Below are 13,370 nucleotides of genomic sequence, written 5' to 3'. Positions count from 1 at the left end.
ATATCAATAAATAATTGCTAAACGGTATTTAAAAAAATCCAAATTATATAGCATGTGTATTATGCTAAAATGTTTGGTTTTCTTACGCTATACACAGGTTCAATGTTGTAAAACAGGGTTACAGTAAAGGAGGAATGCACAGTGTTGCCTCAACCTGTATAATGAGGACTTATTCACTGACGAGCATACTAAAGTCTGCAATTGGTGCAGAGTGAGTTAATCTTCCTACTGAAATGTAATGCGGACCTGAGTCAGAGGCAAGGGCAAGGCTTCGGATTGTTTCGAGTGTGACACCGCCGCTCACTTCTGTTTCAATAGATTCAGGAATAACGGCAAGTGCTTCCCGAATTTTTGGAATATCCATGTTGTCCAACATAATTCTGTCAGCTTTGCATGCAACGGCTTCGTGGACTTCGTCCATTGTGCGGCATTCCACCTCAATTGGCGGACACGGGAAGTATGTTGCACGCAGTTTGTTTACTGCTGCTGTCATATTGCCTGCAAGGTCAATATGGTTGTCTTTCAGCATAAGAATTTCTGTTAAGTCTTTACGGTGGTTCTGCCCGCCACCCATAAGAACAGCATATTTTTCAGGATATCGCAGACAAGGCAACGTCTTGCGTGTATCCAAAAGAGCAGTGCCGGTACCTTCAAGCTGGTCAACATATTGCTTGGTCAGGTTCGCAATGCCTGAAAGATGTGTTATAAAGTTAAGTATGATACGTTCAGCTTTTAGCAGATGACTTGCATCAGCTTCAATAGTTGCTACTACAGTTCGGTCTGGAACAAGAGCGCCTTCTGTTGTCAAAGCATTCCATGACCATTCAGTATCAGCGCAAGCTGCCATAATGAGCGGTATAAGTGGAAGACCGACAACAAGTGTATCTTCTTTACTGATGATTTCGGCAGAGAGCTTGTGACCTGGGGGGAAGATTCCTTCCGAGGTAAGATCTGGACCATCCTCTTCTAACGCAAGTTCGATGGCGCTGTTGAGGTAGACTTGTGCGTTACCTTGAAAAAATGAATCAAATTTTTCTGTATGCATGGATTGTGTAACTGACCCTCTTAATGGTAGAGGCACAAAGCCGGGAGAGTGGGGGTCGTTCCATCCCTCTTAGGCGGTGTTTAGGTGGCTGCGACAGTTTCGTCAAGCGGTCTTGACAAATGATAAATTTCACACGCTCGTAGGGCTCAGGTGGTTGAGCATGACTGGTACAAAAAAGCAGCATAGCAGAGAAGATGGAGCAGCAGAAGCTTCGGAAGAAAATAAGGCGGTTATGCCTGAAAATAACTGTCGAGAAGAAGTTAGCTCTATTCTTACAGGCGAGTTTGCCCACCCGGCAGATGCCGCTGACCATATAGAAAATCTTTCCATCGAAAAGCAGGTTTGCATGATGGAGCATCTTTCTACGGAAGATGCTGCGGAAACTCTTGCTGAAATGGAAGATCGTGTCCAGACTGATATTATCGAAAACCTCGATGTTGATGTAGCTGTTCGTATTCTTTCCGAAATGTCGCCGGATGATGCGACTGACGTTCTTGATGAGCTGGACGAAGAACACAGGGATGTTCTTCTTGGACGTCTGGAAGATGACGACGCAGAAGAAATTCGAAGCCTGCTGGCGTTTGATCCAGACACCGCTGGCGGCATTATGAACACCGAGATTATTATTCTCGGGCAGGAACTTACAGCCGATCAGGCAATTATGCATATACGACGGGAAATGGAAGACAAAGAGATTCCATATTATGCATATATTGTAGACAGTGCCGACCGGCTTGTCGGTGTGCTTTCTTTACGTGACTTGCTGTTGTGCCGACCGGGTACTGTTCTTGAAGAAAAACTTTCCGATCAGAGCCTTATTTCAGCAGTGTTCGATGAAGATAAAGAAAACGTCGCGCATCTTCTTTCTCGATACAATTTTATGGCGTTGCCTGTTGTGGATTATGAAGGCAGGTTGCTTGGCGTTGTTACATACGATGACGTTATTGATATTATCCACGAAGAAGCAACAGAAGATATGCTCGGCATGGTTGGTGCGGGGCAAGACGAAACTGTAGATACGCCGTGGCTAGAGTCAGTAAAGGTTCGGTTGCCATGGTTGTTTATCAATATGTTGAATTCAAGTGTTTCAGCATATGTTGTATTTTTGTTTGAAGGCTCTATTGCTCAAATGGCAATTCTTGCCGTGCTTATGCCTATTGTTGCAAACCAGGCAGGAAATACAGGACAGCAAGCGCTTGCTGTTATGATTCGTCAACTTGCAGTAGAGCGGTTTGACCGCGTGAAAAGCTGGAAAGCAGTGCTCCGTGAGGCAAAAGTCGGGGCTTTAACAGGATTAATCGTCAGCTTACTTGTCATGCTGGGCGTATTCTTGTTTACGCAGAATGTCCTACTGGCTCAGGTAATGGCTGCGGCTTTGGCTTTGGATATGCTGCTAGGTGCTCTTGCGGGGGCTTCTATTCCGCTTATCCTTAAAGAGCTGGGACGTGACCCTGCACAGGCGTCGAGTATTTTCCTTACTACGCTGACAGATGGTTTTGGTTTCCTTATATTCCTTGGCTTAGCGACACTGTTTATTTTGTAGATTGTAAGCAATAAAAAAATCTCCCCGTGGAAATGGCTTCCACAGGGAGATTTTTTTATTTGTATGAGTGCTGCAATTACGCAGATAAACGGGCTACAAGTGCGTGTAGTTCGTTTGTCATTGTTGCAATGTCTTGAATAGAGTTCGCGGACTCATTAATTTCTGAGGACGACTTTTCAATAGTGGAAGCTACTTCCTCTGCTGAGCGGGAAATCTGTTCAGCAACCGCTGATTGTTCTTCTGAAGCAGTCGCAATTTCGCCTACCTGCGAGGTGTTCTGATCGATTAATTCCATGATAGTGCGCAGTGAATTTTCTGACTCAGTTGCGAGGGAGTTGGCTTGTTCGACTGTTTGTACAGAGTGGCTCACAGTATCAAAGTTGCGCTGCGCAGCAGATTGGATTGTGCTTACGCTCTGGCTTACTTGTTCAGTAGCCTGCATGGTTTTTTCTGCGAGGTTGCGTACTTCATCTGCTACAACCGCAAACCCTTTACCGGCATCACCGGCACGGGCAGCCTCGATGGCGGCGTTTAAAGCCAGCAGGTTTGTTTGGTCGGCAATGTCAGAGATGACGTTCATAATTGAACCAATAGCATCGACCTGTTCACTGAGTTTAACGGTGTTTTGTTGTAGCTCTTGAGTCGTAGTGCTTACTTCTGAGATTGATTGTACGGCTTTGAAGACGGTGTTGGAGCAATCTTCTGATTCTTCTTTGGCTTTTAACGCGTTTGTGTGCGCTTTGGATGCGTTCATTGCAACTTCAGAGACAGAGGTGTTCATTTGCTCGATTGCTGTAGAAGTTTCAGCTGTACGTTGGCTTTGAAGCTCAGCGCCAGAGCGTACTTCGTTGAAATTGTCAGCAAGGTTGGAACTATTTGCTTTGAGTCTTTCGGATATAATTTCGATATCGTGCGCAACAGCTTTAAGTTTTTCCTGTGCCTCAATAATTTCAGTGTGGTTAATCATCACTTGAAGTGCGCCGACAGCTTTGTTGTCTTGCATAATTGGCACGCCAATACAGTCAACGTCTCGAACCACACCATCAGTACGGATTTTGGTAAAGCTTCGTTTTTCAGAACCGGAAGTGATTGCCTTGGTTACTGCACAGGTATCAGTCTGGAAATCGTCTCTTGGTACTAATGCATTTGATGACTTGCCAACAAAATCAGACAAGGAAGCGTTAGATAGAGAAAGCGCTAGCCTGTTTGCAAAAAGGACATCAAGAGATTTATTCATAGTTAAAACAGGGATTGGCAGCGAATTGATAAAATGTACAAACATGTCTGTCATTCTGTTCGCATTATCCAGAACTTTTCGGTATCCACCTGAGAAGTCAGATGCATTGCTTCGGTCTAAAAATTCGCCTACTGCAATGGAAGATACAAGGTTATCCAGCTCTTTTTCCATATTGGAAATCGCAGTACCCATTTGTGTAAGAGCTGTTGCAATGGCGCCGAGTTCGTTTTTCTCGTTAATTACTATTTGTGCAGATAAGTCACCATCACGCAGGGACGTAGCGAATGTGTGGATTTTATGCAGCGGTATTGTAATTGAGCGAGAGGTGAAAAACGAAAGAATAAGGGCAATAAGAAGAGTGCCGACAGAAATAGTTAGCAGGTTAGTATACGAACTTTCGTTGCTTGCCTGCATTTTGGGTCCCAAAATGTCCTGATCTGCCATAACGGAAAGCTTAACTTTTTCTGCGTCAGAGGCTGCAAGCTCGCCATATTTACTAATGCTGCTGCTAAGTTCGCGTAGACTTGCCATGTTGCTGTAAAGTTTTTCAGCAAGTCCCATGTACTGTTCAAATAATAAGCGTGTTTCACTGTATGCTGCACGTTCTGCATTTGTGATGATGTTATTGTTTGCAACACGTAAGTATTTTTTAGTGTTATCCATAATTTCATTCAGGTGTTCCTGATCGAGTATGGTGCTTGGTGCATACAGTGCTTTAACTATGTTCATGCGCGCTTGGGTAAATGTAATGTAGCATTTGGAAAGCGAATGAACAAAATGTGGGTTGCTTGGGTTTGGAGTAGCAACTGCTGTAGTTAGCGTGGCATCAAGTTTGCCTGTGACTTCTTTTACTACTTTAAGGGTGTCGGCACGTTGCTGGCTGAGTTGGCGATACATTGAAAAATCTGCAATAATTTTTTTAGCATTATTTTCAACGGCATCAACAAGAGCAGCACGTTTTGGATTTTGAATTTCTTTTTGCGCTATTGCTAAAAAGCGTAAGAAGTTATTTTCACGGCTTTCATATTCAGAGAGAGAAGTTTGAGTTTTTTTGTTTATATACTCGTTGGCTGCAATATTCATAAGGAGAATATTAGCCTGAAGTCTGCCGACTAGGTTGGTATCGCGTGCAAGTTCTCTGTAGGAAATAAAGCCAGTTTTGTTTTCTTCAACATTACCAATTGCCTGCATTGAAAGCAGAGCGATTGCTAATAAAATAAGAGAAAATCCACCCCAAATTTTAACACTGATACGTAGGTTTTTTAAAAACTGCATGTTCTCTCTCATGTAGTTAGGAAGTTGTGAAATAGAGTTAGAGCAACACAAGTGGTATACGTGGTACGTTGATCTTTTGGTTGTATGCGTAACATTACCACCGAATGCGCGGCAAAAGCGTATGAAAAACAGCCAGCGATTGTTTTTCAACTCAGGTGGTATATATACATAAGGTTGTTATCGACAAGGTTAAGTCTTTACTTAATGAATATGGTTAATAAATACTAACAAAATGCTATCTATCTAATTTCTTGATCTTTTGTAAGAGTAAAAAACGAGGGTGCATATCCGAAATAGCAAAAGTATGCATCCACTAAAAGTATCAATGGATACTCATGAAATTAAACTAGCTTAGTGTGGAAATAAGAGTGCAGGACGATTGTTTTTGATCCCCAAATGCCGGTGGGGTGGTGGTTAAAAGTGCTGGTTGTCGTATGGAGTGAACAGCTTGGCAGAAGTGAGTTTGCCTGTATGTTTTTGTCATGATGAATAGTTGATAGCCGGTTAGGATACTCTCTATAAAAGGCAACAAAAATATGACATGATGTATTGTTGTTAGAAATGGTATCTAAACGGAGAAAAAAAGCTCCCCCTACTTTATGAGTAAGGGGAGCTTTTACAGGTAAATGAAGTGACGGCTAGTGCGCATGCTCCGGAAGCATAGCGTGGACTCGTTTAGCTGCATAGATAAACGGAGTGTCCAGCACTGAAACAAATGCTTTGAACAGCACAGTAGTTATCATTATTTCTACAAGTATTGCTGTTGGAAAGACGCCATAGAAGGCAATAAGACAGAATATTGCGGAATCTATGATATGTGAAACAAGCGTAGAGGCGTTGTTTCGCAGCCATAGCATTCTTCCTTCCGTCTTTTCTTTCCAAAAATGGAATGCCCATACATCGTGCATTTGTGATGCAAGATAAGCAAGCATGGATGCCACCGCGATACGTGGAAGGAAGCCGAAGATGGCTTCGAGATGCGGTTGGGCGAAGTCGTCCGCAGCAGGTGAGAAGTGCAGAGCTATCTGCATATACACCGTCATGAGGACTAGAGTGATGAAGCCGAGCATTACGCCCTTTTGTGCTTCACGTTTTCCGTAAAATTCGCTGAGCATATCGGTTGCTAAAAACACACCGGCATATAAAATATTGCCAAGAGTGGTTGTAAGACCGAAGAGTTCAACAGTTTTAAGGACTTGAAGGTTGCATAAAAGAAGGTTGAAGACAATAACGGCAAACAGACCGATCCTGCCAAAGAACCTGTAGAGCATCAGTGCAATGCAAAGATCTGCAATTGCGAAGCTAATCCATAATACTTCGTTCACGACGAATACTCCTTGAAGCGATTAGAAAACGGGAAAACAGCCCGATTTCTCGGCTTCGTAAATAGGCGCAATTCGTTATGAGGTCAAGTTGCGTAGCCTTCAGCGAGTAACAAGCTGCTGGTTGGATAAAGCACAGTAACCTGATTTTTACCCTCACGTTTAGCACGATAAAGCGCGGCATCTGCCCTGCGGATAATTTCGACAGGGGATTCATCTTTGCTCAGATCAATGCATGCTACGCCAATGCTCGCTGTAGTGTTAAGTATACCCTTGTCAGTTGCAAAGGCATGCTCTTGAATCTGTGCCCGGATGCGTTCAGCCAGTGTGGTGGCGTGGCTGATGGATGTACACGGAAGTAAGACGGCAAACTCTTCACCACCAAAGCGTGCAATATAATCTGATGTACGCAATGATTGTTCAAGGATACGACCAAGGTCTCTTAGCACAGCATCGCCTGCTAAATGTCCGTAGGTATCATTAATCTTTTTGAAATTATCAATATCAGCAATCAATAAACACAGAGAATGCCCGTAGCGTCTGTGTCGGGTGTTTTCTTCGAGAAGACGTGTATCAAAATGACGTCTGTTGTAGAGCTTTGTTAAACCGTCGAAGTCCGCGTTATGCTGGGCTGCTGTGTACAGCATGGCGTTATTCAACCCTAGCGTAAGGTGCGAGATGGCAGATTGCAAAACTTGTATCTGGTCTTTCCCCAGCTGCGGATGATCGCTGCATTGCACCATGACTACTCCGAATTTAGAGCCGCCATATTCCAAATTGACTGCGAGCAGTTTTTCTGGATCCGGTTCAATATTGGTTGCAGTGCTTCCCATGTAGTTCATGTCGATACTGACAACACCGTTGCCGAGCAGTTGCTCTGCGTGGCTTTTTAGCTTTTCAGTCCATGTGTAGGTCGTATCGTTTTTATTGTTACTCGCAACATAAATAGTGGCGTGCACATTTTCTGAACTCTGCGGCGGCCAGCAAATGGCATTGATGGCTGAAACAGGCAGCAAGGTTGCCAGTTCAGATTGTGCAGCACGCAAAATCTCAGCAGGGTCAAGATGTTGCGTAACTTTTTCAAGAAACGACACAAGAAAACTTAACACGTCATTCTTTCTTTCAAGCAGTTCGCGCTCCATGCATATTTCACGCGTCATGTGCACAATATCCTGATACAGGTTTTGTGTCTCTACTGCGGAAAGTAATACCTCACGGGCACGGTCTTCTGTGATTGGTGGCTTGATTATTTCTGCAAAGCCGCATTCCAGCAGTGATTCAAGTTCTGCCAGATCATAATTCCCGCCCATAATAAGGATGCGTGAGGCAACATCGATATGCGCGGTTGCTGAGGCAGGCAGGGCTTTAAAAGCATCCCATCCCTGCTTGGATATCCAAAGGAGGCACGGCTTGTCTGCTTCGAGTTGATCGACTGAAGGAGTAATACCAACGGGAAAGCAGGTAAGTGCAAATTGATCACCGGCAGCATGCCGTATAACTTCAGCATCCTTATCACTGATGCCCAGTCCCCACATGAGCTTCTTAGTTTGACCGTTCACGGTATCCTCCAAAAAATATTGCGGCAAATTATGCCGATCAAAATGAAAATAGTGGCGTATGTTCTTGTTAAGCAAGTTGTGTGCCGTTTTTGTTGTAGTGCTGCTGTTCTAGGGTGAAATTGTATGAAGGAGGAGTGTGGGGGAATGTAAAGTCAAAAAACTGACTGGCAAAATTGTGTTTCTAACCAATATAACTGGAATAAGTCTGTAACACGAAAAAACCCTCGTTTGTCGAGGGTTTTGCGAGTTTTAACAACTTTTGATTAGAATTGGTTTGCGATTGTAGGAAGTAAAAAGAATAAGATTAAGGAATTAGGAATAGCGAAATAGGAAAAAATAAATTTATTTTTTAAAAAGTGTATTCAAAAGGTTTGCAACTTCTATTGCGATGTCTTTATCGCTCAACATTGCTAGATGGCTAACTGGTTTGGTTTTGATAGTAACCCAATGGGGTGGCGGTGTTGCTACGCTTTTTTGTGGTAAAACCATATTGTCGACAGGGGAAAAAAGTGCATAGCAGGGAATTGGTAAAGAGCTTTTTTGCTGTTCGCACGCTTCGATTTGTTTAATGAGGCTACCGTTGAAGTCTAGCTGCTTTCCAAGATTGGTAGCGGAAAAAATTGCCAGTTTGCTCCCTTGCATTGGTGCACCCAGTGTAATTGCACCTGCAACCTTTTTAGCGTTTTCGGATTGTGCAAGCCAGTTGCGTAGTAATAGACCGCCAAGGCTGTGTCCGATGAGAACAGGTTTTGTTTGTGGATTTTGCGCTAATGCTGCGTTCATATACATATCAAATTCGGCAGTTACGCTTTCGAATGTTTTGCGGCTGGAATAATAGAAGCTTGCGCAATTTGTTATGCCTTGTTTTCTAAACCAGTATTTATAAAATATCCAAGCAGATGTGTTATGAAACAAGCCATGAACCATGATAACGGACTGAGCCTGAGTGTCAGGAAGGGCAGGACGATTTCTTTGTAAAATCTGAACCAAGGCTCCAAAAGGAAGGATAGAAATACAGACTACCTGAGCTTTAAAAGCTGAAAGTATGCCATGTTTTGTAGCTAGCGCAGCGGCGTTTCGTGACTCAAATAGCATGTCTATTTGTGATTGATGCTCATACCAATATAGCAAGTACGTAACCACAGCGAAAAGAAAGCACATAAGCACAAATATGATTGCTAGGATACTTAACAGGGGCATGGGACGTTACCTCACATGAGTGCGTTATTAGCTCTGTTTTCTGAATTGAAAAAGGTGCTAGAGGGAAAGAATCTGCTTTGCCAAAATAGGAGACGCGCATGGCTACTGGATCATATCTTTTATGTTTTTATACTAAGAAATTAGCATGATGTGAAGAGGTTCTACAGTCGGTGCAAGGTTGCTGGCTGGACACAGCTATAAAAAAAGCCGGAACAATTGTTCCGGCTTTTTTGGCGTCAACAGTATCTGTTAGAATAGAAAATTTTTAATCCCTGTAAACATGATCTGCGCTGATAGTGCGGAAAGGATAAGTCCGCTTATTTTACTCATGATTGAAAGACCAATCGTACCGATAAGACGCTGAATATGTGGTGCCATTATGAGTAAGAAGCCTACTGCAAAGATAGCTGCAAGGAGTCCGAAGCTACTTGCGATGCGTGTAGGGGTATCTGTTATCTGAGCACCCATAATGAGCAAAGTACCAATGGTTGCCGGTCCGATAATAACAGGAATAGCCAGTGGAACAACACTGATGTCACCATCCTCAATATCGTCTGGGTTTTTAATAGGCTTTTTGGTGCCCTGAATAAGATGAACAGCAGACAGAAAAAGAAGCGCACCGGCACCTATTCGGAATGCATCCAAGGTGATGCCGAAAATTGCAAAGAGCGTGTTACCGAAAAAGAACAGGGTAAATGCTGCAACAATAACTGCAAGCGTAGTGCGGATTGCAGTTTTGCGTTGTTCTTCTTTTGACATGTCAACGGTGAGCGCCAAAAACATACTCACAACAAAAAATGGAGTAAGTACAAAGAATACTTTGACGAAGGTTTCAGTAAATACAGTAAGCATTATGTATGTCGGCATGGTTTCACCTGCTATAAAAGACAATGGCGTTGCTGGGTGCTATTGTGAAATATGACAATCACGTAAAAGTGTGAGGACGCTTGTATGCTTGTTCATCTAACTTATCAAGCGTTTTTTAAGGTTTTTAAAACTAAGCGGTTATAGTCAATTTAGCTTCTCAGCAAAGGGTGGAACATGAAGAAAGACAGCGCGGTAAAAACACCGGTATATTTCTTTGGAACATGTCTTGCGGATATGATGTATGCAGAGTCTGCAATGGCAGCAATTCGACTGGTTGAACGGGAAGGATATGAAGTTATTTTCCCAATGGAACAAAGCTGTTGCGGACAGCCTGCGTATAACTCCGGTTTCCCCGAAGAAGCAAAAGAGGTTGCCTGGAAGCAGGTGCAGCTATTCTCAAAACATGAATATCCTATCATTGTACCATCCGGCTCGTGTGCGGGAATGATGAAGGTGCATTATCCGAAGCTTTTTAAAAATTCGCCTGATCTTTTCATAGTGAAGCGCTTTAGCGAAAGAGTCGTTGAGTTGACCACATTTTTACACCAGCACGCGCATGCACAATATGTAGATAAGGGACTGCCGATTAAGGCAACGTGGCATTCCTCGTGTCATGCTATGCGAGAGGCTAACTGTATTGAAGACTCTAAGGCGCTATTGACGCAACTTGCCAATGTAGAGCTGATTGAACTTGAGCGTGAGCGTGAATGCTGTGGATTTGGCGGCACTTTTTCTATTAAGCAGCCTGAAATTTCCGGCGCAATGGTTTCGGATAAAGTGGCGGATGTTGTGGCAACTGGTGCATCAGTTGTGCTTAGTGGAGATGCTGGATGCCTTATGAACATAAGCGGGCATATGGAAAAAGAAAAAATAGACATAAAAAGTCAGCATATAGCGGAATTTATCTGGGAGCGGATCAATGGCTAGTAACGAGAAGTTCAATTTTGCACAAAACGTGGCAGAGGCGCTGGCAGACAGTCAACTTCGAGCGAACTTCCGATTCGCAACCGATACGTTGATTCAACGGCGCGGTACTGTTTTTGCGTCGCCAGAAGAGACTGAGTTTCTGCGTGATGTTGGCAGTTGTATGAAAAAAGACGTTCTTGCAAATTTACCTGAACTGCTCGAACGCTTCGAAGAGCAGTGTACAAAGAACGGTATTATCGTGCACTGGGCAGAAACTGCCAAGGACGCCAACGAGCAGATTCTTTCTATTCTAGAAAGCCATTCAGCAACAAAAGTTGTTAAAGGCAAGTCAATGGCTTCGGAAGAAATTCACCTTAACTCGTATCTGGAAGAACACGGCAAAGAGATCGTTGAAACTGACTTTGGTGAGTTCATTATCCAGCTGTGCAATGAGCCTCCGTCCCATATTATTGTCCCTGCTGTACACAAAAACAGGATACAGATTGCTGAAGTTCTCGCAGAGCATATTGAAGACATGGAATACACCGAAGATGTTGATGTTATGCTTGAGAATGTGCGTAGCATTTTACGTGACCATTTCAAAACAGCTGATGCAGGAATTTCCGGCGTTAACTTTGGTATTGTAGAAACAGGTACCCTTTGTCTTGTGGAAAATGAAGGCAACGGACGCATGTGTACCACCGTGCCGCCATTGCATATTGCTCTTATGGGCATAGAAAAGCTTATTGAGAATGTTGAGGATATCCCAGCCATTTATCGTTTGCTGTGTGGCTCAGCTACAGGGCAGCGTATCACTACCTATTTCAATATGATATCTGGTCCTCGCAAAAAAGGGGAGCGTGATGGTCCTAAGGAAGTGCATCTTGTTTTGCTGGATAATGGTCGTTCAAAAATTATGAACGACCCGCAGCTTGGTGATGTGCTCAAATGTATCCGCTGTGGTACGTGTTTGAACCATTGTCCTGTGTTTACCCGTATTGGTGGGCATGCATACGGCTCGACCTATCCGGGGCCGATTGGCGAAATCCTTGTGCCGCAAATTGAAGGTCTGAACCCTAAAGGTGCTATTGCAACTGCATCCTCACTTTGTGACGCCTGTGCAGAAGCATGCCCTGTACGGATTCCAATTCCAGAACTTATCCGTCGCATGCGAGATGAAAGCTACGGGAATGCCGATCCAAGTAAAGTTGCGCTATCTGGCTACAAGCGTAGTTGCGTAGAAAGCATGGTTTGGAAAGGGTGGAAGTGGTCTCAAACGTGTCCAACTGTGAATAAAATAATGCTGAAAGGGCTTGCGCTGTTCGGTAAGTGGATTCCTGTTGTGGGACCACTGCGGGCATGGATGAGTGTACGAAGCAAACCGCAGTTTGGCAAAAACAGCCTCAAAGATTTAGCGAAAAAAGAGGGGTTGCGTCATGAGTAATAGTGCTGAGAATAGAGAACGGATTTTAGAACGTCTGTATAATGCCCAGCAGTATGGGCGTGACGCATATATCCCGCAGAAAAAAGTATGGAATATAAAAAATCAGCCGAAAGAAAAAAATATCGAAGAGTTTAAAGAGCGGATGAGCGCAGTTCGAACTGAGGTGTACCGAACAAAAGGTGCAGAATGGGTAGAGCAGCTCCAGACTATTGTGGAAGAGCGTGGGCAGAAAACCTTACTGTATGCACCAACCACTCCTACAGGAAAGGCGCTTAAGGCGAATTGGAAAAAAGACAGCTCGTGCAAGCTGGTTGAGTGGAAAAACTCTATTGAAGATTTTAAAGATGAACTCTTTGCTTGCGACGGCGCAGTAACGGGCTGCCTTGGCGGTATTGCAGAATCTGCTGCTGTTATTCTATGGCCGACTGAAGAAGAGCCGCGGTTGATGTCTATTGTTCCACCGCTGCATGTTGTCGTAGTAGAAGCTGACAAAATATACACCTCATTTCAGGAAGCAATCAAAAAGTTGAAATGGAATAAGGAAATGCCGACAAACGCATTACTTATTTCAGGTCCTTCCAAGACAGCAGATATTGAATTGATTTTGCAATTCGGAGTGCATGGTCCTACGGACTTGATTGTGTATATTACGGAATAGACAAGGGCGTGCGCCGGAACGTTCGTTCGACTAGGACATTAGTTCTGTCGAAACGTCTGGTGCACTGCTGGTACTAGAGAATAAAAGCCAGACTTTGAATTGCCTGAGAATTGGGTATCGGGTTTGGCTTTTTTTTACTCAAAATGGCAAGCAACTAGGGTGTACTTTAGGGTTGTATATACAGTGATGCTAAGTAGAACTTTCCCTTTGTGCGGTAGAAGTGAAAAAGATGTTGAAGGCGCAGCAGCGTTATCTTGAGACAGCTTTTTTTCTGAAACTGTAGCAAAGAGCGAAAGATGGCAGCAACACAGGTG

At 43.7% G+C, this 13,370-nt stretch carries 10 protein-coding genes; 4 read left to right on the top strand and 6 right to left on the bottom strand.

All coding sequences use genetic code 11. From position 1 onward, the window contains the following. Positions 1-169: 169 nt before the first annotated feature. On the bottom strand, positions 170-1,045 hold the full coding sequence (nadC, locus tag N4A56_RS14380; protein WP_295548381.1) for a carboxylating nicotinate-nucleotide diphosphorylase: 876 nt from the start codon (positions 1,043-1,045) through the stop codon (positions 170-172). A 160-nt stretch (positions 1,046-1,205) separates the two neighbouring features. Here nadC and mgtE point away from each other — a divergent pair, with 160 nt between their 5' ends. Beyond that, a complete protein-coding gene (gene mgtE / locus N4A56_RS14375; RefSeq protein ID WP_293668062.1) occupies positions 1,206-2,588 on the top strand; it encodes a magnesium transporter in 1,383 nt (460 codons plus the stop codon). 76 nt (positions 2,589-2,664) lie between these two features. Here the strand turns inward: mgtE and N4A56_RS14370 are convergent, their stop codons facing one another. The 5 genes from N4A56_RS14370 to N4A56_RS14350 all read right to left on the bottom strand — a co-directional run bounded on the left by N4A56_RS14370 (position 2,665) and on the right by N4A56_RS14350 (position 10,048). Beyond that, on the bottom strand, positions 2,665-5,100 hold the full coding sequence (locus tag N4A56_RS14370) for a methyl-accepting chemotaxis protein (RefSeq protein WP_295548378.1): 2,436 nt from the start codon (positions 5,098-5,100) through the stop codon (positions 2,665-2,667). Between the two features lie 638 nt (positions 5,101-5,738). Further along, on the bottom strand, positions 5,739-6,425 hold the full coding sequence (locus N4A56_RS14365; protein WP_295548376.1) for a queuosine precursor transporter: 687 nt from the start codon (positions 6,423-6,425) through the stop codon (positions 5,739-5,741). 83 nt (positions 6,426-6,508) lie between these two features. Beyond that, positions 6,509-7,981: a GGDEF domain-containing protein gene (locus tag N4A56_RS14360; protein ID WP_295548374.1), complete on the bottom strand. Its 1,473-nt coding sequence runs from the start codon at positions 7,979-7,981 to the stop codon at positions 6,509-6,511. A gap of 342 nt (positions 7,982-8,323) precedes the next feature. Next, positions 8,324-9,076 carry an alpha/beta fold hydrolase gene (locus tag N4A56_RS14355; protein ID WP_295548372.1) on the bottom strand — a complete coding sequence of 251 codons (753 nt, stop codon included), beginning with the start codon at positions 9,074-9,076 and terminating at the stop codon, positions 8,324-8,326. A gap of 354 nt (positions 9,077-9,430) precedes the next feature. Then, entirely contained in the window at positions 9,431-10,048 is a 618-nt protein-coding gene (locus N4A56_RS14350; protein ID WP_293668053.1) for a MarC family protein, read from the bottom strand. A gap of 174 nt (positions 10,049-10,222) precedes the next feature. Here N4A56_RS14350 and N4A56_RS14345 point away from each other — a divergent pair, with 174 nt between their 5' ends. Genes N4A56_RS14345 through N4A56_RS14335 form a run of 3 tightly spaced genes read left to right on the top strand, consistent with a single transcriptional unit; the run spans position 10,223 to position 13,056 of the window. Continuing rightward, complete coding sequence (locus N4A56_RS14345; RefSeq protein ID WP_293668051.1) at positions 10,223-10,975, top strand: (Fe-S)-binding protein; 753 nt, start codon at positions 10,223-10,225, stop codon at positions 10,973-10,975. Next, complete coding sequence (locus N4A56_RS14340; RefSeq protein WP_295548370.1) at positions 10,968-12,398, top strand: LutB/LldF family L-lactate oxidation iron-sulfur protein; 1,431 nt, start codon at positions 10,968-10,970, stop codon at positions 12,396-12,398. The genes N4A56_RS14345 and N4A56_RS14340 overlap by 8 nt, the downstream gene beginning before the upstream one ends. Continuing rightward, positions 12,391-13,056: a lactate utilization protein gene (locus N4A56_RS14335; protein WP_293668047.1), complete on the top strand. Its 666-nt coding sequence runs from the start codon at positions 12,391-12,393 to the stop codon at positions 13,054-13,056. Before N4A56_RS14340 ends, N4A56_RS14335 begins: the two co-directional genes overlap by 8 nt. Positions 13,057-13,370: the final 314 nt, after the last annotated feature.

Origin of the sequence: Halodesulfovibrio sp., from assembly GCF_025210605.1 — a bacterium.
GTDB lineage: Bacteria > Desulfobacterota > Desulfovibrionia > Desulfovibrionales > Desulfovibrionaceae > Halodesulfovibrio.
The sequence above is the reverse complement of the archived record's forward strand: the minus strand, read 5'-3'. Positions and strand labels throughout refer to the sequence as shown.